General features: G+C 37.2%; 20 protein-coding genes. 14 read left to right on the forward strand and 6 right to left on the reverse strand.

Annotated features, from left to right (window positions below):
* Window positions 1-4: 4 nt before the first annotated feature.
* Together WJN01_RS13055 and WJN01_RS13060 are read left to right on the forward strand one after the other, a co-directional pair.
* On the forward strand, window positions 5-1,642 hold the full coding sequence (locus tag WJN01_RS13055; RefSeq protein ID WP_445197604.1) for a M1 family metallopeptidase: 1,638 nt from the start codon (window positions 5-7) through the stop codon (window positions 1,640-1,642).
* A gap of 2 nt (window positions 1,643-1,644) precedes the next feature.
* Window positions 1,645-2,220: a YdeI/OmpD-associated family protein gene (locus WJN01_RS13060; RefSeq protein WP_445197605.1), complete on the forward strand. Its 576-nt coding sequence runs from the start codon at window positions 1,645-1,647 to the stop codon at window positions 2,218-2,220.
* 10 nt (window positions 2,221-2,230) lie between these two features.
* Here WJN01_RS13060 and WJN01_RS13065 read toward each other — a convergent pair whose 3' ends face one another.
* The 5 genes from WJN01_RS13065 to WJN01_RS13085 form a co-directional block, all read right to left on the reverse strand.
* Window positions 2,231-3,508 carry a glycosyltransferase gene (locus WJN01_RS13065; RefSeq protein ID WP_445197606.1) on the reverse strand — a complete coding sequence of 426 codons (1,278 nt, stop codon included), beginning with the start codon at window positions 3,506-3,508 and terminating at the stop codon, window positions 2,231-2,233.
* Between the two features lie 14 nt (window positions 3,509-3,522).
* Complete coding sequence (locus WJN01_RS13070; protein ID WP_445197607.1) at window positions 3,523-5,607, reverse strand: HAD-IIB family hydrolase; 2,085 nt, start codon at window positions 5,605-5,607, stop codon at window positions 3,523-3,525.
* A gap of 217 nt (window positions 5,608-5,824) precedes the next feature.
* Window positions 5,825-7,291 carry a magnesium chelatase gene (locus WJN01_RS13075; RefSeq protein WP_445197608.1) on the reverse strand — a complete coding sequence of 489 codons (1,467 nt, stop codon included), beginning with the start codon at window positions 7,289-7,291 and terminating at the stop codon, window positions 5,825-5,827.
* Window positions 7,292-7,294: 3 nt separating this feature from the next.
* Window positions 7,295-8,422 (reverse strand): vWA domain-containing protein, encoded by a 1,128-nt coding sequence (locus WJN01_RS13080; protein ID WP_445197609.1) that lies wholly within the window; start codon window positions 8,420-8,422, stop codon window positions 7,295-7,297.
* Window positions 8,423-8,510: 88 nt separating this feature from the next.
* Complete coding sequence (locus tag WJN01_RS13085) at window positions 8,511-9,188, reverse strand: Crp/Fnr family transcriptional regulator (protein ID WP_445197610.1); 678 nt, start codon at window positions 9,186-9,188, stop codon at window positions 8,511-8,513.
* A gap of 106 nt (window positions 9,189-9,294) precedes the next feature.
* Between WJN01_RS13085 and WJN01_RS13090 the strand changes: the two genes are divergently transcribed.
* From WJN01_RS13090 to WJN01_RS13145, 12 genes are all read left to right on the forward strand, one after another.
* Entirely contained in the window at window positions 9,295-11,670 is a 2,376-nt protein-coding gene (locus WJN01_RS13090) for a heavy metal translocating P-type ATPase (protein ID WP_445197722.1), read from the forward strand.
* 211 nt (window positions 11,671-11,881) lie between these two features.
* Window positions 11,882-12,067: a cbb3-type cytochrome oxidase assembly protein CcoS gene (gene ccoS / locus WJN01_RS13095; RefSeq protein ID WP_445197611.1), complete on the forward strand. Its 186-nt coding sequence runs from the start codon at window positions 11,882-11,884 to the stop codon at window positions 12,065-12,067.
* Between the two features lie 11 nt (window positions 12,068-12,078).
* Complete coding sequence (ccoN, locus tag WJN01_RS13100) at window positions 12,079-14,265, forward strand: cytochrome-c oxidase, cbb3-type subunit I (RefSeq protein ID WP_445197612.1); 2,187 nt, start codon at window positions 12,079-12,081, stop codon at window positions 14,263-14,265.
* Window positions 14,266-14,283: 18 nt separating this feature from the next.
* Window positions 14,284-14,469: a CcoQ/FixQ family Cbb3-type cytochrome c oxidase assembly chaperone gene (locus WJN01_RS13105; protein WP_370478304.1), complete on the forward strand. Its 186-nt coding sequence runs from the start codon at window positions 14,284-14,286 to the stop codon at window positions 14,467-14,469.
* Window positions 14,466-15,428, forward strand: a complete 963-nt coding sequence (locus WJN01_RS13110) for a cbb3-type cytochrome c oxidase N-terminal domain-containing protein (protein ID WP_445197613.1) — start codon at window positions 14,466-14,468, stop codon at window positions 15,426-15,428. The genes WJN01_RS13105 and WJN01_RS13110 overlap by 4 nt, the downstream gene beginning before the upstream one ends.
* 84 nt (window positions 15,429-15,512) lie before the next feature.
* Complete coding sequence (gene ccoG / locus WJN01_RS13115; RefSeq protein WP_445197614.1) at window positions 15,513-16,937, forward strand: cytochrome c oxidase accessory protein CcoG; 1,425 nt, start codon at window positions 15,513-15,515, stop codon at window positions 16,935-16,937.
* A gap of 53 nt (window positions 16,938-16,990) precedes the next feature.
* Window positions 16,991-17,566 (forward strand): FixH family protein, encoded by a 576-nt coding sequence (locus WJN01_RS13120; protein WP_445197615.1) that lies wholly within the window; start codon window positions 16,991-16,993, stop codon window positions 17,564-17,566.
* A 1-nt stretch (window position 17,567) separates the two neighbouring features.
* Entirely contained in the window at window positions 17,568-18,269 is a 702-nt protein-coding gene (locus WJN01_RS13125; protein ID WP_445197616.1) for a sulfite exporter TauE/SafE family protein, read from the forward strand.
* A 116-nt stretch (window positions 18,270-18,385) separates the two neighbouring features.
* Window positions 18,386-19,057, forward strand: coding sequence for a TetR/AcrR family transcriptional regulator (locus WJN01_RS13130; protein ID WP_445197617.1), 672 nt, complete (start codon window positions 18,386-18,388; stop codon window positions 19,055-19,057).
* Window positions 19,058-19,060: 3 nt separating this feature from the next.
* Window positions 19,061-20,728: a peptidase domain-containing ABC transporter gene (locus WJN01_RS13135; protein WP_445197618.1), complete on the forward strand. Its 1,668-nt coding sequence runs from the start codon at window positions 19,061-19,063 to the stop codon at window positions 20,726-20,728.
* Between the two features lie 2 nt (window positions 20,729-20,730).
* Window positions 20,731-22,089 (forward strand): HlyD family secretion protein, encoded by a 1,359-nt coding sequence (locus tag WJN01_RS13140; RefSeq protein ID WP_445197619.1) that lies wholly within the window; start codon window positions 20,731-20,733, stop codon window positions 22,087-22,089.
* Window positions 22,086-23,492, forward strand: a complete 1,407-nt coding sequence (locus tag WJN01_RS13145) for a TolC family protein (protein WP_445197620.1) — start codon at window positions 22,086-22,088, stop codon at window positions 23,490-23,492. The genes WJN01_RS13140 and WJN01_RS13145 overlap by 4 nt, the downstream gene beginning before the upstream one ends.
* Before the next feature lie 89 nt (window positions 23,493-23,581).
* Here the strand turns inward: WJN01_RS13145 and WJN01_RS13150 are convergent, their stop codons facing one another.
* Complete coding sequence (locus WJN01_RS13150; RefSeq protein WP_445197621.1) at window positions 23,582-24,415, reverse strand: universal stress protein; 834 nt, start codon at window positions 24,413-24,415, stop codon at window positions 23,582-23,584.
* Between the last annotated feature and the right edge of the window lie 24 nt (window positions 24,416-24,439).

Here is a 24,439-nt window from a genome sequence, read left to right on the forward strand (position 1 = left end):
ATAAATGAAGAATCTATTTTGCCTTTTGGCTCTTATTTCAATCCATATTTCTTTTGCCCAGAATTTGCTTTCTGAAAAACCTGCTTTTACAAGACAGGATACCTTAAGGGGAAGCATAACCCCTGAACGCGAATGGTGGGATTTAACATATTATCACCTCGATATTAAAGTTGACCCTGATGAAAAATTTATTTCAGGAAAAAACACCATTCAATACAAAGTTTTAAAAAATCAGTCAGTCATGCAGATTGATTTGCAGCCACCCATGAAACTTTTAAAAGCAATTCAAAATGGCAACGAATTGGAAATAAAACACGATGGCAACGCCCATTTTATAAAACTATCGGAAAATCAAGAAATAGGTGACGTAAAAAGTTTGGAAGTATTTTATGAAGGCCATCCAAAGGAAGCCATAAGAGCACCATGGGACGGAGGCATTTCATGGAAAAAAGACGCCAATGGAAATCATTTTATTGCTTCATCGTGCCAAGGTTTGGGCGCAAGTGTTTGGTGGCCTTGTAAAGATCATATGTACGACGAAGTGGATAGCATGCTCATCAGTGTTAATGTACCTTCAAAACTGATTGATGTTTCCAATGGAAGACTAAGAAAGGTTGAGCAAATTGGTGACACAAAAACATATTCTTGGTTTGTGGGCAACCCAATAAACAACTATGGAATTAATATAAACATTGGCGACTACGTTCATTTTTCTGAAGTCTATGATGGTATGGCTGGAAATCTAGATATGGATTACTATGTCTTAAAAGACAATCTGGAAAAAGCCAAAGAACATTTCAAAGACGCACCTAAAATGATGAAGGCCTTTGAACATTGGTTTGGCCAATACCCATTTTATAAGGATGGCTACAAATTGGTTGAAGTTCCCTATTTGGGTATGGAGCACCAAAGTAGTGTTACTTATGGTAACCAATTTAAAAATGGTTATTTGGGAAATGACCTATCGGGTACAGGTTGGGGTCTAAAATTCGATTTTATCATCATCCACGAATCTGGCCACGAATGGTTTGCTAACAATATTACGACTAAAGATGTTGCCGACATGTGGGTTCATGAAGGTTTCACGGCTTATTCTGAAAATCTCTTTTTGGATTATTACTACGGAAAAGAAGCTTCGGCCGAATACGTTATTGGCACCCGCAGAAATATTGAAAATGAAAGACCTGTAATAAGCCATTATAATGTGAACAGTGCAGGCCCTATAGATATGTATTACAAAGCCTCCAACATGTTGCACACCCTACGTCAACTCATTGAAGACGATGAAAAATGGCGAAAGATTCTTCGTAAAATGAATGTTACATTTTATCACCAAACCGTAACTTCCAAACAAATTGAAGATTTTCTTTCAGCAGAAACAGGTATTGATTTAACCGAATTTTTCAATCAGTATTTAAGAACAACAAAAATTCCAACCTTGGAATATGAAATAAATAAACGCGAGCTTAAATACCGATGGACCAATATTGTGGACAAGTTTGATATGCCCATACAAATCAACATAAATGAAAAAGAACAGTGGCTATTTCCTCAAGCAGAATGGAAAACATTAAAGCTCGATGATAAAATCAATTCATTTAATGTTGATGCCGATTTTTATGTTTATACGAAAAAGATTTAGCCTTGGCGCAATTACCTGAATTATATTTTAAAACGGATATTGAATGGCGCGAATGGTTGCATGAAAACCATCATTCATCAACAGGTATTTACTTGATTTTTTTTAAAGTTGAGCATGAAAACGATAGCATGAGGTGGGAAGAAGCCGTTAAGGTTGCGTTGTGTTATGGCTGGATAGATTCCACCGTAAAAAGTTTGGGCAATGGAAAAAGAAGGCAATACTTCACCCCAAGGAATGAAAAAAGTGTTTGGAGCGCATTGAACAAAAAGTATATTGAAGAATTGATTACCAATGAATTAATGCATGAAAGCGGATTAAAAATTATTGAAATTGCCAAGCAAAATGGAAGTTGGGCTGCTTTGGACGATGTTGAAAATGGCGTGATACCCGAAGATTTACAAATTGAATTCAATAAAAATACCGTAGCTTTTAACAACTACCAAAACTTTGCGCCTTCATACCGAAAAAGCTATCTATATTGGCTAAATCAAGCCAAGCGAGAGGACACACGAAAAAAGCGCATTACCCAAATTATTCAATTATGTGCTGATAATATAAAATCTAGAGACCAGTATTAATCTTATACTGCTAATAAATACTCGATTCCATCGATCTTTGGTTGATTGAACTATTGAAAATTGCTAATATGCGCTTAGCAATACCTGTCCAACCAAAATTACGCCTTGCAAAACGGGCACCTTCAACCGACAGTTCATTTCGCAACCTTGGGTATAGCAACGGCATAGACATCATGGCACCAAATTCCAAAGGTCTGTGCGGATCTGCAAACAAGGCTTGATTTCCAAAATCAATTAAATCATAAAGACCACCATGAACCGTCACTACACTTGGTGTACCACAAGCCATAGCTTCAATGGCAACCATTCCAAATGGTTCGTACCTTGATGGCATAGCGAAAATATTGGCCGATCGATATACATTTGCCAAATCTTTATCTGCCACATAATTTTTCCAGGTTATCTTATCTAAAACCCCAAGTTCTCCGGCAAGCTTTTTTAAACCAGCCACACCTTTATCATCTTGAGCAGATTGGTCGCCACCAATGGCAGCGACTAATCGGGCCTCAGGGCAAAGTTCAAAAACGGTAGGCAATGCCCGCAAAAGCAAATCATACCCTTTGTTATGTGCCATTCTACCTAAAGCCAAAATATCTGTGGGGTGTATATCATATTTTTCACGAATTTTGTCGTTCTCTTTTGACGGTATGGGATAAAATCTGTTTTCATCAATTCCCGGAGGAATCATACCACAATTTCTTGGCAGAACATCGTATTGCTGGGTAAGTAAATCAACTTGCGGCAATGTAGTAGCAATAACATAATTGCACATTTGATAGACAAAATATTCTTTTCTAATGCGTTCCTTAAATCGGTAGTTTTTTTCCATTTCCTCTTCATCCATATCACTTCCCATGGTGTGCTGTTTCCACCAACCCAAAGAATGGGGTGTATGAACATGAGAAATACCCAACTCTTCCGCAATTTTTTGTCCTGCCCAACCGGCATCCCAATAATGACTGTAAACGATGTCGTATTTTTTATTTTCCTTTTTTATGGCTGCCAAACAATTGGTAACAAACTTTTTTAGGTGATCGTGCATATCTTCTTTCCTAATGAACTTTTTACCCCCAAAAGGAATGCGCCATACACTATAATTTTCATCGACATGATCGTATTCTGGTTGGTCTTCAAATTGTCGTGTTACCAAATCTACACGTTTTCCCAATCTACTGAAACGCTCGGCAAGTTCTAAAACATAAACTACTTGTCCTCCTGTGTCTGGTTTTCCTAATTCCGCATTGGCACCTACATATCCGTGCAAAGAAATCATCAATATCGACTTCATTATTTCAAATTTTATTATTTATTAATTATTTTTAAATCATGACAGGCTGAAATATATTGGGCTGCCGACCAAGCTTGATAAGCTTTTCCCATAGCTTTCCCTGTTGTGCCATGTGCCCATTCGGTAAATTCCCATTCTTCAGTTAAACCTTCTTTATTAATTAGAGCCAACTTGTGCAGTTCAGAAATAGCAACATCCTTCAACCCTAATTTATTGATAAACTTCACCCAAAATCCACCAACAAATGGCCAAATGCCTCCATTGTGGTAATGGTTGGGGAGATTTAATAAATTGACCGTATAGTATGGTCTCCAATCCGGGTCTCCCGGTGTAACAACTGGGTATACATTCGAGACCGGAAAAGGATCATTAACACCAACACCCAACATAAATTTCAAGGTTTTATGTGCTTTCTCGACATCTACCGCACCATGTAAAAAGGCCAAAACATTGCCAAAAACATCGCAGCGCCAACTAAAGTCAAAAGGTGTTGTTTGAGCTATCAAATAAGAGGTATCCCCCAATGTAAACTGACGTTCTGCAAAAGAGACCGACTGGAACAATTTTTGTTGCGTCGATGGCCAAAAGTTTTGCAATATCTCCTTTTTTATAACCTGAGACCATCTTATATATTTGCCCGCATCCTCGTAGTCTCCCAATATTTCCAACATACGCCCAAAGCATACATTGGCCCGATACCACAAAATTTCATCGTATAAGATGTTATAGCTTCCACCAAATAAATCCGTCCAATCCCCAGCTTCAGGTATTTCCAACAAAGCATCATTATTGCTATCGTGAGCTCCTAACCAACGCATAGTTTCCTTTATATCGTCAATATATTTTCGAAGAAAATCAATATCCTTGGTAACATGAACATATTCATAGAAAGCGATAACTACCCAAATACCGCTATCTATAGAGCAAATACCGCCAACTCCCGAATAATCGGCCATGTTATCCTTAATTCGAACATTAGAAGGAATTTGACCATTATGAGAAATATGCTCAAGTAAAGTCACTAAGGTTTGTCTCTGGCACTTATGAATTTCTTCATCGCGAATTAAAGGAAGTGAACCAATAACTGTTATTGCGCCATCTCTAGCCCAAACACTGTGATAATTTTCGTCAGTACCACTAGCTTCATTATCTTTTATTGAGCAGGCCGAAAAACCTAAGGGTGTAATATTCTTTTTTAGTGCCTCAATGGCCTTGGTATACCCTTCTTTTATGAGGGCTATTTTTTCATCTTCATCTTCCGAAGCAATATTTATCCTTTCCTGTTGAATAATGAAATCCTCAGAATGGTCCTTTTCTATAACGGACTGCGCTTCTTTTGGTAAAATACCATAGTAGATTAACCCTTCAATAACGCCGTCTCCATGCTCTCCTTCAGCATGATATATTTGTCTGTACTTCGTGAATTTATAAAGCTCTTCATGGGCATTAGCCACTACTATTCCGTTAATATTCTTCAAGTTGAACATAGCAGAATCATTTCCACTATCGCCAGCCACTAAAACATCGCTTGAATCTAAATTGAGCTTTTTAAGCAACCATTGTAGCGCATTGCCCTTGTTTGCCCATTTTGGTAGTATATCCAAAAACTTTTCCCCAGAATAGACTACATTGATGTGCATGTTGGCATTGGCAAAATCCTGTTCTATTTCAGTAATGTGTTCTGGTGTAGCATCATGAAAAAAATAGCTCCTCTTATAAGAATGTTGAAATCTTGACGGTTGCTCACTAATGGGATGGTCTATACTCTGTATGATACTTTCAACGGTTTCCAAATCCCAGCCTTCGTCAAGAACATCATTAAATTCCTTTACCACCGATTGATTGGGGTAATCATATATATGTGTCCCTACACCAGAAATAATATAATCTGGCTCTGGCAAAACGCCTTTTTCAATTAAATTTTTAACATCGTCAATTAATCGACCTGTATTGTAGGTAAGTAAAATATCTGTTCCATTTTTATACTTTTTCCAGATTTTTGGAAAATTACTTTTTAGGGTATGAAACTCAACTAAGGTGTTATCAATATCAAAAGATAAGAGCTTGATGGAACTCTTCTTTGCAAGATTTGCTGCCATAAATTAAAAAACATTCTTTTCTCTTTTTTGATGATTTTCAATTAAAAACCATCAAAAAAGAACCATTATTTGCATAATATACATAAAAAAGACGCCAAAACCTACATTTATGCAAGCTTGTGTCTTTTTTTATCGGAACGCAAAAATTAGATATGTTTTAATATGGATTTAGAAATATTAGAACGTCAAAGTTCTAATTTGCCAATGGAGAAAATGGTTAAATTCCACTGATAAAGCTTCCATAAGGGTCTTTAAATTGCACGCCTTCAGAGAACCTAAATTTACTCAATAACTTAAACTCAACTAAAGCCCAAAGCACAAATTCCTTTACAAAATAACTATCTTGTTTTGATAACTTGGGTTGATATTTACCCAATAAATCGTCAAGAGGTGAAATGGCGCTAAGCAAGTTTTTGTATTCTTTATCATGTAAATCATCCAATAATTCGAAACCTTCCTTTTGATTGAAAAACCATGATACAATATCATCGTACGGCCCAACCTCATCTTGTTTTTGTAGTTTCTCAATTTTCGGAAAAAACTCGGGAAACAAACTTTTTACAGCTTCACCAATTAAATTATATGCTACTACTGCAGCTCCCTCCTGCTCACCTTCATAAACCAATTCCACTTTACCAGTTATGGAAGGAATGATTCCCACAAAATCAGATAACCTCACGGTAGTTTGCCCGTCACCATTTATTAAAGCACGCCTTTCCGCTGTACTCATTAAATTTTCCAAAGCTGTTATGCTTAAACGTGCGCTAACGCCACTTTTGGAATCGATAAATTCACTTTCGCGGGCTTCAAAAACTATTTGCTCCAACAAATCCCTAGCTAAATCTGGAACTATCACGGTAGCTTTTTGGTTTTCAACCACTTTGGCTTCCTGTTCGGTAATTTGTCTGGCTGTTTCAATATTAGCTGGATAATGTGTCAAAATTTGTGAACCAATCCTATCTTTTAAAGGGGTTACGATGCTTCCCCTATTGGTATAATCCTCTGGGTTCGCAGTAAATAAAAATTGAATATCGAGCGGCAACCGCAACTTAAAGCCTCTAATTTGAATATCGCCTTCCTGTAAAATATTGAACAGAGCCACTTGAATTCTAGCTTGTAAATCTGGCAATTCGTTAATCACGAAAATACATCGGTTAGCCCGTGGAATCATACCATAATGAATCACTCGGTCATCAGCATAACTCAATCTTAAATTGGCGGCCTTTATAGGGTCTACGTCACCAATGATATCGGCCACCGTAACATCGGGAGTGGCTAATTTTTCAGCAAATCGCTCACTTCTGTGCAACCAAGATATGGGCGTTTTATCTCCTTTTTCCTTTATCAACTCTATGGCATATCGCGAAATGGGATTGAAGGGGTCATCGTTGATTTCTGAGCCCTCAACATAAGGAATATACTCATCTAATAAATTCAACATTAATCTGGCTAAACGGGTTTTTGCCTGCCCGCGCAACCCCAATAAATTTATGTTATGACGTGATAAAATAGCGCGTTCCAATTCTGGGATTACTGTATTTTCATAGCCGTGCACTCCTTCAAAAGTGGCTTCTTTATTTTTTATCTTTTTGATTAAATTATCCCTAAGTTCATCTTTTATGGATTTACTTTTATATCCTGATGCCTTAAGTTCGCCTAAAGTTTTTATGTTTTCTATTTTCATTTCTTATCCTCTAATTCTTTTTTTTCTGTTTGTTTCATAGTCTTCAAAAATCATTTCACCCAAGCCTTTAAGACCTGTGTAAAATGCTTTGCCTTGGTTAGCATAAGTAAACTCTCTAACAAATTGCATCAAATAATTGTCTTTGGCAATCATAAAGGTTGTGATTGGAATGTGGAGTCTGCGGGCTTGTTGCGCCATCATATAGCACTTGTTCACTATTTTTGGATTTAGCCCAAAGCTGTCCTTAAAATAATCACCATCCGGCAAACGCAAACAACTGGGCTTACCATCTGTAATCATGAAAATTTGTTTATTGGTGTTGCGTTTTCTGCGGAGCAAATCCAAAGCTAATTCCAAACCTGCAACCGTATTGGTATGGTATGGGCCCACTTTTAAATAGGGCAAATCCTTTATTTCAATTTGCCAGGCATCATTTCCAAATACCAAAATATCCAAGGTATCCTTTGGATAGCGGGTAGTAATAAGTTCTGCCAATGCCATGGCCACTTTCTTGGCTGGCGTAATTCTATCTTCACCATACAGAATCATACTATGGCTGATGTCAATCATGAGCACCGTGCTCATTTGTGATTTGTGAAGCGTTTCTTCAACAACCAAATCATCTTCTGATAATGTAAAATCTCCAATACCGTGACTTATTTGAGCATTCTTCAAACTTTCTGTCATCGACACCTTATCTAGAGCATCACCAAATTGGTAATCCCTAAAATCCCCTGTGTGCTCATCACCAATCCCTGGACTTTTGCTTCTATGGCTACCTTGACCGCTTCGTTTAATTTTTCCGAAAATTTGGTCAAGTGCCTGTTGCCGTATGGCCCGTTCGGTTTTTGCCGTAATGGACAAAGAACCATTTCCATCAGAATCTATCTCTTCCCTGAGATAACCTTTTTTCTTTAGGTCTTCAATAAAATCGTCGATGGTATAATCTGGAGTCGTGAGGTTGTACTCTTTGTCCAGCTCACGTAGCCAGTCAATAGCTTCATCAAAATCACCCGAAGTATGGGTAATTAACTCTTTGAAAATATCAAAAAGTTTATCAAAGGGCGATTGATTGGGAGCCTCGTAAGTTTTAAATACAAATCCTTTTCTTGAAGTATTCTTGTGTGTCATAGCTGTATAAAAATACCAATTTTTTATACAACAGTTAAAAGAATATAATTAGATTTATTTATAGCAATAGAAGTAAAGCAAATGAAGGCTACTCGACACGCTTAAGCCCTTCTAGGTCCTCAATTCTAATTTGCTTGCCAACTGTAGAAATAAGCCCTTCTTTTTTAAATTGGGAAAGTACCCTAATGGCAGATTCAGTAGCCGTACCAACAATATTGGCAAAATCTTCACGAGACAATAAAACGCTCAAGGTATTATCTGGATTTACACCAAAACTGTTGTAAATGTATATTAAAGTTTCAGCCAAACGTTGCTTAACAGACTTTTGTGCCATATTAACAATAAAATCGTCGGCTTCCTTTAAATCATGTGCCATTTCTTTGAGCACCTCAAATGAAAATTTTGGGTTTTTTTGAAGGTCAGCTATTATTTCACTTTTAGGAATAAAACACACTTCCATATCATTTAAAGCCACTGCTTGAAGATTTGAACTCTCGTTTGATATTAAAGAACGTTGCCCCAACAAATCTCCTTTAACGACCATTTTAACAATCTGATCCTTTCCGTTTTCACTTAATTTTGAGAGTTTGCAAATTCCATCCTTAACACAATAAACGCCATTTATGGTTTCTCCTTCTTCAAAAATCACCTCTCCCTTTTTGATTGTTCTGGTTGTTTTACAACCTGAAATACGCACCAATTCTTCTTTGGTCAACGCTTTTAAGGAATTGAATTGTTTAATGATACATTGTTCGCACTTACCCATACCTATTTTTTAAGTTCGGTAAAATTAATGAAAACATGATAATTATCATATTAATTTATCCTTTTACTTTGGACTTTTGCCACAGGTATAAATGAGCAAATTTTTTATGGAGCATAAAACATGTTTCCACTGTGGTTTAGACGCTACATCCTCCGAAATTATTTATGATGATAAGCCATTTTGTTGTAATGGCTGCAAGACCGTTTATGAAATTTTTTCGGAAAACGACTTAACCTGCTACTACGATTTACAGCAATCACCAGGTGCTACACCAAAGGATATTGAGGGCAAATACAACTTTTTGGAAAACACCAAAATTATTGAACAATTGCTGGAGTTCAACGGTGATGATACCCAAATTGTGACCCTTTACATTCCGCATATTCACTGTAGTTCCTGTATTTGGATATTGGAAAACCTAAACAAGCTTAACAAAGCCATCAGCGCTTCAACCGTAAACTTTGGCAAGAAAACCGTTAGAGTAACTTTTAACATGGAAGCCTTAACGTTAAAAAGTCTGGTTGGCCTTCTAAGCAGTATTGGCTACGAGCCTTTTATTAGCTTGGACGATTACAGTATTGGGAAAAAGCACGTAAACCGATCTTTGATTTACAAATTGGGTGTTGCCGGTTTTGCCTTTGGCAATGTGATGTTTTTATCGTTCCCAGAATATTTTCAGGTTGGCGAATTTTGGCTCGAGCAATTTAAACCGCTTTTTAGGTGGCTCATGTTTGCCTTTTCCTTGCCTGTGGTTGTTTATTCGGCGCAGGACTATTTTATTTCGGCATATAAAGGCTTAAAATCTAAAATTTTAAATATTGATGTGCCTATTGCCCTGGGCATTATTGTGCTGTTTTTAAGAAGCACTGCCGAAATTATTTTTGATGCGGGCTCTGGCTTTTTCGATAGTCTAACGGGCCTCGTATTCTTTTTGTTGCTCGGAAAGTTTTTTCAGCAAAAAACCTATTCATTTTTATCGTTTGAACGCGATTACAAATCCTATTTCCCCATTGGGATAACAAAAATAACTGAGGATGGCAAAGAGGAATCGATTCAAGTTTATGATATTGAAAAAGGTGATCGACTTTTAATTCGGAACGAAGAACTTATTCCGGTCGATTGCATTTTGATAAAAGGAAATGCGCAAATAGATTACAGTTTTGTAACTGGCGAATCAAAAACCGTATCGAAACAGTCGGGCGATAAACTTTACGCCGGTGGAAAACAACTTTATGGCAGTATCGAGGTTGATGTTTTAAAATCTGTTGAGCAAAGTTATTTGACGCAACTTTGGAGCAATGATGTTTTTAAAAAGGACAAAGAATTAGTGTTTACTAACATTACCAACAAAATAAGCAAGCATTTTACCATTGCCATTTTAAGCATAGCCATTTTGGCCACTGGTTTTTGGTTTTTTGTTGATTCCAGCAAAGCGTTGAACGTGTTCACTTCAGTGCTGATTATTGCGTGCCCTTGTGCTATCGCCCTTGCAGCACCTTTTACTTTTGGCAATATTTTGCGCATTTTAGGAAAGAAGAAATTTTACCTTAAAAATGCAAATGTGATTGAACAATTGGCCAAAATAAACACGGTTATTTTTGATAAAACAGGTACCATAACGGCAAACAAAGAAACTCAAATTGATTATGAAGGTCTAGAACTTTCCGAAACGGAAGAAATACTGCTGAAAAGCACTTTGAGAGGATCCAACCATCCTTTAAGCCGATCTTTATACAACCTTTTAGACCAACACGATATTTTAACCCTGGATACCTACCAAGAACATTTGGGCCAAGGCATTGAAGCCAAGTACAAAAACAAACATATTAAAGTGGGTTCCGCCCCATTTGTTGGAAGCTCCAATGATGTTTCTACTTTAAATACTACAGTACATGTTAGCACGGACAACACCTATAAAGGAAAATTCACATTTTACAATGCGTATAGAAAAGGACTGTCCAAGTTGTTCAATAAACTAAAAAAAGAATATGATTTAGTTATTCTTTCTGGCGACAACTCGGGTGAGAAAGAAAATCTGACTAAGCTGCTTCCTGCAAAAACAAAGCTGCTCTTTAACCAAAAGCCTCAAGACAAACTTGATTATATCAAGTACCATCAAAGTGAAGGCGCCAATGTTTTAATGGTTGGTGATGGTCTGAATGATGCCGGCGCATTGGCACAAAGCAATGTGGGCATTGCCATTTCTGAGAATGTTAATGTGTTCTCACCGGCGTGTGATGCCATTTTGGATGCCTCAAAATTCAATCAGTTGTACCATTATATCAAGGTCTCGAAATCAGCCATCAAAATAATTAAATGGAGTTTTTTGCTCTCGTTTATTTATAACTGTATTGGGCTTTATTTTGCAGTAACGGGGCAATTGTCTCCCGTGGTAGCAGCCATTTTAATGCCTTTAAGTTCCATAAGTATTGTGGCATTTACAACTGTTTGCACCAACATTGTTGGAAAAAAATTGAAATAATGGAATGCACCTAATTGGGCGGATAGGTGCGTTAGGGATTGCAGTGAATAGCTTTTGGCGAGGTGTGCATCGAGCCAAAACTTGAAACGGAAAGCCCGACCTGATAGGGTAACGCCAAAACAAAAAATAAATAAAAAAAGATGAAATATGACAAATGTCATCTTTTGGACAGAAGTATGAAAGTACTTTTGAATCGTAACTTCAAACAGGTATGAGTGTTATATATATTTTATTAGCCATAAGCATTGTTGTGGCCGTATGTTTCTTTTTTGCCTTTGTACTGGCGGTAAAAAAAGGGCAATACGACGATAGCTACACGCCTTCTGTGCGTATGCTTTTTGAAGATGAACTGGTAAAAGAAAAATCCGATAAATCAATACTAACCAAAAAAGATTAACAACTATAATTATGGAAATGCAACAGTTTCATTACGATAACAAAATCGTTAAAAATTTCTTATACGCGACCATGCTTTGGGGCGTTGTGGGAATGCTGGTGGGTTTACTGCTGGCATTTATGTTTTTATTCCCAAATTTAACCGACGGCATTTCGTGGTTAAGTTTCGGTAGATTGCGCCCACTGCACACCAATGCGGTTATTTTTGCCTTTGTAGGTAATGCCATTTTTGCCGGTGTTTACTATTCTGCACAGCGTTTGTTAAAGGCCAGAATGTTTAGCGATGTACTGAGCAAAATTAACTTCTGGGGCTGGCAACTTATTATTGTATCGGCCGCATTAACGCTTCCTTTGGGTATTACCACATCAAAGGAATATGCTGAATTAGAATGGCCTATTGATATTGCCATTGCATTGGTTTGGGTTGTTTTTGGCTGGAATTTAATCGGTACTATTTTAAAAAGAAGACAACGCCATTTGTACGTTGCTATTTGGTTTTACATTGCCACGTTTGTAACAGTTGCCGTACTACATATTTTTAATAGCTTAGAGTTACCTGTAAGTGCACTAAAAAGTTACTCTGTTTATGCAGGCGTGCAAGATGCTTTAGTACAGTGGTGGTATGGCCATAATGCGGTAGCCTTCTTCTTAACCACACCGTTTTTAGGCTTAATGTATTACTTTGTGCCCAAGGCCGCAAATAGACCCGTGTATTCATACAGACTTTCTATAGTCCACTTTTGGTCGTTAATCTTTATTTATATCTGGGCCGGACCTCACCATTTATTATATACCGCTTTACCCGAATGGGCACAAAATTTAGGTACTACATTTTCTATAATGTTATTAATGCCTTCTTGGGGTGGTATGATAAACGGTTTATTGACTCTTCGAGGTGCATGGGACAAAGTAAGAACTGACCCTGTTTTAAAATTCATGGTAGTAGCTATTACCGGATACGGTATGGCAACCTTTGAAGGACCAACACTATCATTAAAAAATGTAAATGCGATTGCCCACTTTACAGATTGGATTATTGCCCACGTACATGTAGGGGCGTTGGCTTGGAATGGCTTCCTTACTTTTGGTATGATTTACTACTTAGTGCCTAGATTATTTAAAACAAAATTATACTCTTTAGCACTGGCAAATCTACATTTCTGGATAGGCACCTTGGGCATTATTATGTATGCATTGCCTATGTACGTTGCAGGATTTACACAAGCAAGTATGTGGAAACAATTTAATCCTGATGGTACGTTAACTTACGGTAACTTTTTGGAAACCGTAACCGAAATTATCCCAATGTACTGGATGCGCGCCATCGGTGGAACCTTGTTTATCACAGGTATGCTTATTATGATATACAACGTAATTGTTACCATAAAACAAGGCAGTAAAGTTGAAAACGAGTTGGCAGAAGCCCCAGCTCTTGAACGTGTTACCAAAAAACGAACTGCAAGCGAAGGATGGCATACATGGTTGGAAAGAAGACCAATTCAATTAACCATCTTGGCTACGGTTGCCATTTTAATTGGTGGTATTGTTCAGATTGTACCAACCATTATGGTAAAATCCAACATCCCAACTATTGCCAGTGTTCAACCATATACTCCACTTGAACTGGAAGGCCGCGACATTTATATCCGTGAGGGCTGCGTGGGCTGCCATTCACAAATGATTCGTCCATTTAGAAGTGAAGTAGAGCGTTATGGCGAGTATTCAAAAGCTGGCGAATATGTTTACGACCATCCGTTCCTTTGGGGAAGTAAACGTACAGGACCCGATTTACATCGTGTTGGAGGCAAATATTCAGACAACTGGCATTTCAACCACATGTACGACCCACAAAGCACTTCTTCTGGTTCTATTATGCCTCGTTATCCTTGGTTGATAAAAAGTGAACTGGACAAATCGCAAACCGAAGCCAAAATGAAAACCATGGTTTCTTTGGGCGTACCTTATTCAGATGAAGACATTGCCAAGGCTCAAGAAAGCATGGCTACCCAAGGAGAGCAAATAGAACAAAACCTTTATAGTGATCCTGATTTCGCAAAAACCTACGAAGCGGACAAAAAATATGCCGCTGAAAACGGCGAACCATTTGTCGAAATGAAAAACAGGGAAATAACAGCGCTTATTGCTTATTTACAGCGATTGGGAACTGATATTAAAGTAGAAGCAACAGCACAAAACTAACCATCAAAACAAAGCATCATGTTAAAATTTGTAAAAAACCATATGGAGAGCATTACGGGGATTGAGATATACCCCATAATTTCCCTACTCATTTTTTTCACCTTTTTTGTGGTTCTTTTTTGGTGGGTATTTACTGCGAAAAAAGACTATATAAAAAAAGTTAGCAACATTCCATTAGACAACCAAAACGACGATATATTATGAGACGATCATTCCCATCTTGGATAAGAGTTCCTGTAACATTCTTTATAATTTTTGGAGCGGTAGAATATTTTATCGATTCAGGCGAAAAACCGGCATTTGTTGAATACCCTGCCGTTATGTTGTTCCTGTTTTTAGTGCTTCTCATATTAATCGCCATTGAAGCCATAGTTAGCGCTTTGGAAAACGTTATGCTCCATAAATTGGATGAAGAAGCCAAAGCCCGCTTTTTGGCCGAGAAAGAGAAAGCATACCAGTTTACTTGGTTGAAAAACATTTACAAGAAACTCTTAGGACAAAAACCAATAGAAGAAGAAGGTGAGATTATTTTAGACCACAATTATGATGGCATAAAAGAATTGGACAATAGTTTACCACCCTGGTGGCTGTACGGTTTTTACGCCAGTATCATTTTTGCCGCCGTGTACCTATTAAGATACCATGTGTTTGATGGCCCAGGTCAGTTTGACGAATTGGAATCTGAACTAGCCCAAGCCAAACTAGACTTGGAAGATTACAAAAAAACAGCCAAGGATTTGGTAGATTTCAATACCGTTGAAGTTTTGGTGGATGCAGCCGATTTAAAAGCTGGCGAAAACATTTTCCAAACCAATTGTATTGCATGCCACAAAGCTGATGGCGGTGGTGGCATAGGGCCAAACTTAACCGATGAATATTGGATTTTGGGCGGAGGCATAAAAAATGTTTTCCACACCATTTCAGAAGGCGGTCGTTCGGGTAAAGGTATGATTGCTTGGAAACAAAGTTTGAAGCCTTACGAAATTGCACAGGTTGCAAGTTATGTGTTGCAATTTCAAGGCACAACGCCAACAGAACCCAAAGAACCTGAAGGCGACCTTTGGACTAACGACGAAGTAAAAGCAGAAAAATCAGAAACATCTGAAATAACAGAAATAGAGGTTACAGAAGTTGACTCTACAGCAACACTTAAGGCTGATTAATAGCAAACAAACAACTTCAAACTAAACCACTAAACCTGTCAGATTATAAAAATCTGGCAGGTTTAAAATGAAAACACACACAGAGTGGAAACCCCAGACAACGAAATATTTAGAGACTCCATTGGAACGATTAACGAAGAAGGTAATCGTGCTTGGGTGTACCCCAAAAAACCCAGTGGAAGATTCTATGACTACCGAAAATGGGTCAGTTATTTCTTGTTGGCGTTTTTGTTCCTTTCACCGTTCATTAAAATAAATGGGAATCAATTTTTAATGTTCAACGTTTTGGAACGCCGGTTCAATATTTTCGGTTTTCCGTTTTGGCCGCAAGATTTTCATTTGTTTGTCATTTCCATGATTATTGGCGTGATGTTTATTACGCTTTTCACAGTGGCCTTTGGCCGTATTTTCTGCGGATGGATTTGTCCACAAACTATTTTTATGGAAATGGTTTTCAGACGCATCGAGTACTGGATTGATGGAGATAGAAACAAACAACGTAAACTGGACCAACAAAAATGGGATGCCGAAAAAATAAGGAAACGACTTTTAAAATGGTTTATTTTTTTGGTGATATCCTTTTTAATTGCCAATATATTTTTGGCCTATTTAATTGGCAGCGACAAACTTATAAGATACATTACCGAAGGTCCGTTAAACCATTTAAGCACCCTGTTCCCACTGCTCATTTTTACGGCAGTATTTTACTTCGTGTTTGCTTGGTTTAGAGAACAGGTATGTGTTATAGCCTGCCCTTACGGAAGGCTGCAAGGTGTTTTATTGGACAACAAATCAATTGTTGTTGCTTATGATCATAAACGCGGTGAAGCAGAAAATGGCAGAAAGAGTTTCAGGAAAAATGAAGACCGCGATGCCCTTGGCTATGGTGATTGTATAGACTGTTTGCAGTGTGTGCATGTTTGCCCAACCGGAATTGACATTAGAAACGGCACGCAATTGGAGTGCGTTAATTGTACCGCATGTATTGATGAATGCGACCATATTATGGAAAGCATCAACAAACCAAAAGGCTTGATTAGATACGCCAGCGAGGATAATATTGAAAAGAAAGCTCCTTTTAGATTAACCGCCCGAATGAAAGGCTATATAGCGGTTTTAACCATTTTAATTGGTTTGTTGACTGGCATGCTTTTCTTGAGAAATGATGTAGAAGCCACTATTTTAAGGTTACCTGGACAATTGTACGAACATAAAGAAAACAACATTATAAGCAACGTATTCACCTATAAATTGGTGAACAAAACAACTCAAGATATTGAGGACGTGAGCTTAAAATTAATATCCCAAAAAGGTGAATTGAAATTGGTATCAACAACTGAAACCATAACCGTGCCGAAACAAGGCTTTGCCGAGGGTACATTGTTCATAGAAATAAACAACTCGGCATTGTCGGGCGATAGAAATAAAATTAAAATTGGTGTTTACCAAGGCGATGAACTTATTGAAACCACAACGGCCAATTTTTTAGGGCCACGTAGTTATAGATAAGAGCGAGGCTTTAGGCTGTAACAAAACTTTCGGCTGTTGCATTAGGGATTGCAGTGGCATCCTTTTTTAAGGTACAAGAAAAAGATATAGCGGAAAGCCCGACCCGAAGCAACGAGGGTAATGCCCTGAAAAACAATAATAAGACCCTGAAACAAGTTCAGGATGACAAAAAAAACAACATTATGAAAATTAATTGGGGAACCGGAATTGTAATAGCCTTTATAGGTTTTATAAGCTTCATCATGTACTTCATCATTACCATGAGCGTTAGCGATAAGTACAATCATGATTTGGTAACGGAAGATTATTATGCCGAAGAGCTCAAATACCAAAATGATATCGATAAGTTGAAAAATGCCAATGATTTGGAAACCAACATCAGTTTTGAAAAAACTGCTGAAGGATTGCTAATTAATTTCCCTGAAGATTTAGAATATAAAAAGATTACTGGAAAAATGTTCCTATATAGGCCATCTAACAAACAACTAGACTTTGAAACTGCAATTTCTCTGTCTAAACCATACTTGCTCATACCTGACAATCGTTTGGTAGATGGCCGCTGGAACATTAAAGTAGATTGGAAATACCAAGATAAATCTTACTTGTACAAAGAAACAATAAATTATTAATATGTTAATTTCAGCATTTGTTTTAGGGTTGCTGGGCAGTTTCCACTGTGTGGGAATGTGCGGCCCTATTGCATTTATGCTTCCGGTTGATAGAACAAATAACTTTAAAAAACTATCACAAATCACCATTTACCATGTTGGCCGGTTGCTTGCCTATAGCATCATTGGGTTGATTTTCGGTCTCATTGGAAAAAGTCTCTATATTTTTGGTTTCCAGCAGCAACTATCAATTATTATTGGCATAATAATGATTTTAATTGTGCTGATTCCACAAAAAACCTTCAACAAATACAACGTTACAAAACCAATTTACAAACTCATTAGCAAAGTAAAGTCCGCTTTGGGCAATGCCCTAAAAAGAAAACGAACCGATACATTTTTAACCATTGGATTTCTTAATGGGTTTTTACCTTGTGGTTTGGTTTACATGGCTATTTTTGCTTCTATTGCCAGTGGCAATGCATTGAACGGCAGCATCTACATGGCTGTTTTTGGTCTTGGAACCATTCCTTTAATGACAACAGCCATATATTTTAGTCAGTTTTTAAAAGGCACTGCTAGACAGCGTATTCAAAAAACCATTCCTGTTTTTGTTGTGCTTATCGGTATCCTATTTATTCTTCGCGGATTGGGATTGGGCATTCCATACATTTCTCCCGAACCTGTTTATGATATGGTTTCAAATGGCATGAGCTGCCACTAGGCGAAACATTTAATTTTTCATCAATAGGCTTTATTGATTCTATATCAATAAAATTGATAGTTTATATTTCATTTTTAATAGTATTACTATTATATTTGCGCTTATATATTTTAATTATGAAAAATTTACTTTCTAATTTAAAAATTTCGGTGCCAGATAAAATCTATGTTAAAGACCCAGAATCTTCAACATTGGGCAAACGCATCATTGAGCAAAGCATCCTTTTAATTGATGAACTAGGTTTTGATAGTTTCACCTTCAAAAAATTGGGAGCAGTTATTGGTTCAAACGAAAGTTCCATTTATCGCTATTTTGAAAGCAAACACAAATTATTGCTCTATTTATCGTCATGGTATTGGGCTTGGATTGAATACCAATTGGTTTTTGAAACCTACAGCCTAAACCCAAACAAAAAGCTTGAAAAAGCCATTGAAGTTGTAACCAGAAGCACCAAGGAAGATTCAAATTTTTCACACATTAACGAAGTTATTCTAAACCGAATTATAATTAACGAAAACTCAAAATCCTTCTTAACCAAAGAAGTAGACCAAGAAAACAAAGAAGGCTATTTTGTTGTTTACAAAAGCATTGTGCACCGCCTAAGAGATATGATAATAGAAATCAACCCCAATTACGAATTTCCATCAAGCCTCGCCAGCACTATTTTAGAGGGCAGCTTACACCAGCATTTTTTGAAGGAGCATTTTATATCAATAACCGACTGTAATGTCGGTATAACCCCAACCCAATTTTACAAAAACCTTGTACTAAAAACTTTGACCGTTTAAATTATGGAGCAATCTAAAATGACACCCTGGAGACGCCTAATTGGCTTACTTCAATTAGAGAAACGAGATATTCGCCAGATTTTCTATTATGCCATTTTTGGAGGTATCGTGGCTCTGTCCTTACCTTTGGGAATTCAAGCTATAATCAATTTAATTCAGGGGGCACAGATTTCAACCTCATGGATTATTTTGGTCATCATAGTAACTGTGGGCGTTGCTTTTTCAGGTTCTCTGCAATTGATGCAATTAAGAATAATTGAAACCATACAGCAACGTATCTTTACACGCTCGTCTTTTGAACTGGCATACCGTTTTCCGAAAATAAAAATGTCGGAGCTTCGAAATTACTACCCACCAGAATTGGCAAACCGCTTTTTTGACACTTTGACCATTCAAAAAAGTTTGTCAAAAATTTTAATCGATGTTCCAACAGCAGTATTGCAAATTTTATTTGCCCTTACGCTACTTTCGTTTTACCATCCATTTTTTATAGTATTTGGTATTTTGCTATTGGGCCTTATTTTTGTCGTGTTTAAATTCACTGCTCAAAGAGGACTGGAAACCAGTCTAAAAGAATCCAAAAACAAATACAAAGTTGCCCACTGGATTCAGGAAATAGCAAGATCGGTCACCAGTTTTAAGCTATCTGGAAGCACTCAACTAGGTATGAAAAAAAATGATGCCTTGGTAGATGAGTATTTAAAATCTAGAGAAAGTCACTTTAAGATACTAATGCAACAATTCATTCAAATGATTAGTTTTAAAGTGATTGTAACGGCAAGCTTATTATTGATTGGTGGTGCTTTGGTGCTGAACCAAGAAATGAATATTGGACAATTTGTTGCTGCCGAAATTATCATCCTTTTGGTTATTGCTTCAGTTGAAAAATTGATTTTAGGATTGGAATCGTTCTATGACACATTGACTTCACTTGAAAAAATCGGGCAAATTGTTGATATGGAAATGGAAATGCAAAACGGCGATAGCCCTTCATTTTCAAAGGGCATGAACATAGAATTAGACCACGTTTGTTATGAGGTTTCCAATAGGGAAAAGCCGATTTTAAAGGACATTTCATTCACCATAAATGCTAAAAGCAGAATTTTGATTCAAGGTGAAAGCGGTGCCGGAAAATCCACATTGCTTCAATTGATTGCAGGGGTGATGAAATCAACATCTGGCCATATTTACATTAATGACATGTCCATTGACAGCCTGCACCTCAACTTTTACAGGTCGCAACTCGGCCTTTCCTTATCGGACGAAACTCCATTTGAAGGCACAATTCGGGAAAATTTAACCTTTGGAAATCCAGAAATTCCTGACGAAAAAATATATGAAATCCTCGATATTGTTGGATTAAAACCATTCATAAAAGACCAAGCCAAAGGGCTAAATACGGTTCTTTATCCTGATGGTAAACAAATGTCTTTTACCATATCTAAAAAACTGGTGTTGGCACGTGCCATTTTGAAATCCCCAAAACTTCTCATTCTTGAGGATGCTTTGGACAGATTCAACCAAGCCGAAACAAACACTATAATAGACTACTTAACCCACAAAGATAGACCTTGGGGACTTATTGTAGTGAGCAGTAGCAGTGCATGGATTGATAAATGTAGCGAACTTATCAATTTAGATAGAGGTGTAATAAAATTTAAACGAGGTTAGTCATGCTGAATATATCCCACAATCAACTAAATAAAAAGATTGACTTAACTACGTTTAAGTCTGGAAAAAGTATAATTGATAAAAAATACTATAAACACTTCAATAGATTTTTATTAGCAGCCGCCATTATTGGAGTGATAGTGCTTTTTCTTCCTTGGACCCAAAACATAACCGGACAAGGTTTGGTTACCACTTTAAAACCAAATCAGCGTCCGCAAACCATCCAATCGCAAATACCTGGGCGCATAGAAGAATGGTTTGTACAGGAAGGCGATTTTGTAAAAAAAGGCGATACCATTTTAAGGATTTCAGAAGTGAAAAGCGACTATTTTGACGACCAACTTGTTGAACGTACAAATGAACAGATTCAAGCCAAATCATCGTCAGTTATGGCCTATGAAGGAAAAGTTGAAGCATTGAACAGACAGATTTTGGCTTTAAAAACAGAGCAAAAGCTTAAACTGGAGCAAGCCAAAAATAAATTGATGCAAGCACAGCTAAAAGTGAAAAGTGACAGCATAGATTTAGAGGCAGCAAAAACCAATATAGCCATTGCAGAGCGTCAGTTTAACCGAACACAAACGTTACAAACAGAAGGATTGATGGCTGTTAAGGATGTTGAGGAAAAACGCCTGAAGCTTCAAGAAACTCAAGCCAAATTAATTTCGCAAGAAAATAAATATTTGGCTAGCCAAAATGAAGCCATAAATGCCAAATTGGAACTATCAAGAACAAACGCAGAATTTGCTGATAAAATATCCAAGGCAGAAAGCGATATGTTTACCGCAAAATCCAGCCAGTTCGACACGAAAGCCCAAGTAACAAAACTTGAAAATGCTTTTAGCAATTACAAAAAACGAAACAGTTTGCTATTTGTAACTGCTCCCCAAGATGGTTATATCAACCGAGCTGTAACTGGAGGTGTTGGTGTTACATTTAAAGAAGGAACAGACCTTGTTGGCATTATGCCTGCCCAGTACGATTTGGCAGTTGAAACCTTTGTGAAGCCGATAGACCTTCCCTTGCTACATATTGGCGAAAAAGTAAGAGTACAATTTGATGGATGGCCCGCCATAGTATTTAGCGGTTGGCCAAATGCGTCCTATGGAACGTATGGTGCAAAAATTGTAGCCATTGAGCGGTTTATAAGTGATAATGGAAAATACAGAGTACTATTAGCCCCAGATGAGAAAGATTATAAATGGCCAAAAGACATTAGGGTTGGCTCTGGAGCAAGAACCATTGCGCTTCTTGAAGATGTGCCCATTTGGTTTGAACTGTGGAGGCAAATCAACAGCTTCCCTCCCAACTACTATCAACCAGAAATGAATAAAACAGCTTCAAAGGAAGATAAAAAATGAGATATTTAATTTTGAGCATCATATTATTCCTAAGTGGCTTGGCTAAGGCACAAGATAGCACCGCAGTCATAACTCTTGCAGAATATTTAGGGTACGTAAAAGCCTATCACCCCATCGTGAAACAGGCCAATTTGGTTATTTCAGAAAGTGAAGCTAAATTGTTAAAAGCCCGAGGTGCATTCGACCCAAAAATTGAAGTTGACTATAACCAAAAGACTTTTAAAAACACGGATTACTACGACAAACTTAATGCCACGTTTAAAATCCCGACATGGTTCGGCATAGAGTTTAAGGGCAATTTTGAGGACAATTCAGGCGCATACCTAAACCCAGAAGCAACTGTTCCAACCGATGGGCTATACAGTGCTGGTGTTTCCATTCCTGTGGCACGTGGTTTATTGACCAACAAACGCATGGCCATGCTGCGTCAATCCAAACTTTATATAAACCAAGCAAAGGCAGACCGACAGTTGATAGTCAATCAAATTTTATATGATGCCACCTTAGTTTACTTCAATTGGTTAAAAACTTACAACGAAAAACTGGTGTACGAAGCCTTTTTAAATAATGCCGAAATAAGATTTAACGGGATTAAAAAGAGCTATGAAATGGGAGACAAACCTGCCATTGACACTTTGGAAGCAAGAATCACCTTGAACACCCGAAAGTTGAATCTGGAGAAATCACGGATTAAGTTTATTAAATCATCTTTGGAACTGTCAAACTATTTGTGGCTAAACAACAATACACCCGTTGAAATTAAGGAAGGCATTGTACCGGACACAAATACCTACAACACCATTGATACAACCCTTAATACATCTGAACTGGATATTGAAACTTTTGATATTGAAAATCATCCCAAGTTGAAATCCTTGGACTATAAATTCAAAAGTTTAACCATTGAAAAACGTTTGCAGCGGAACAACCTACTGCCGCAAATCGATTTACAATACAATTTTTTATCGCAAACCCCAGATATCGCTCGGTCTTTCAACACATCGGCTTATAAAAGTGGCGTAAACATCAATATCCCTCTATTTTTAAGAAAAGAACGTGGCGATTTAAAATTGGCCAATGTAAAACTTCAGAATACAGAATTTGAAATTCAAAACACCAGAATTAGTCTGGAAAATAAAATTGATGCCATAAACCAAGAATTGGATTCTTATGCTTTGCAAAACGACTATACAAACACCATAATTGAAGACTACGGTAAAATGCTTACTGCTGAAGAACGGAAATTCTTTTTGGGTGAAAGTTCACTGTTCTTGGTAAACTCACGAGAATCAAAACTCATTGATGCCAAATTAAAGGCCATAGAATTGGAAAACAACTTTTTCAGCACAAAGGCCTCTTTATTTAATGTATTGGCGAGTTTTGATTTAGAAGCTGCCGAATAAAAAAAGTAGCTTAAAAGCCAAATAATTCATTGACATTTTAAACTACTTTTCATAAAGTTTGGCTAACCAATTTAAACCAACAAAACACGTTACATTTTAAAAGTAATAACTGGAAGGCTTGCATGGTTGGCTATATCTTCGCCTACACTGCCTTCAAAGAAATGTGCCAATCCTTTCTTGCCATGGGTTGGCACGGCAATAATATCTGCCCCAATTTTATTGGCAAAGTTTAAAACGCCATCTTCAATAGTATAGTCTGAAACGTAATGCACATCTTCCATTTTATCTAAATTTCGTTCAGCCTTGGTGAAAAAGTTCACCACACTTTTTTCAATTTCAATTGAGCTTTTAAAACGTTCATTGGGCAAATTCACATAAACCAAATAAACTTTAGATTTCATTTTTTTGAACAAACTGGTCGCCTTTAAATAAGATTCAATGGCTTCCTCAGAAAAATCACAGGCAAAAGCTACCACATCAAAATTAATATCGGTCAAGCTATTTTTCACAACAAGCACTGGAATATCAGAAGAACGCACCACGCGCTCGGTATTGGAACCTACAAAGAATTCTTTAAGCCCCGTAGCCCCATGTGAGCCCATGACAATTAAATCGGCATGATTTTTCATGGCCACATCGTTAACCTCACTAAACACTTTAAAATGCTTGATAATGGGTTTTACTTTTACATCTTTTAGATAATCTCTATTCAAAAATTCTTCAAACTTTTGCTCTGCAAGTTGAAGAAAATACATGGCCTTTTCGTTTTGCAATCCATCTGAAGCAGAAAGCATAATATCAGACATTTCAAGCATGTGCAGGGCCAACACCTCAGCATTATTTCTTCTAGCTAAATTGGCGGCCGTTTTCAATGCAAATTCTGAATGTTCAGAAAAATCTATAGGTACAATAATGGTTTTCATAAATAATTAGGTTTTAAGTGAGAC

This window comes from Tamlana sedimenti, assembly GCF_038148895.1.
Taxonomy (GTDB): Bacteria; Bacteroidota; Bacteroidia; order Flavobacteriales; family Flavobacteriaceae; genus Tamlana.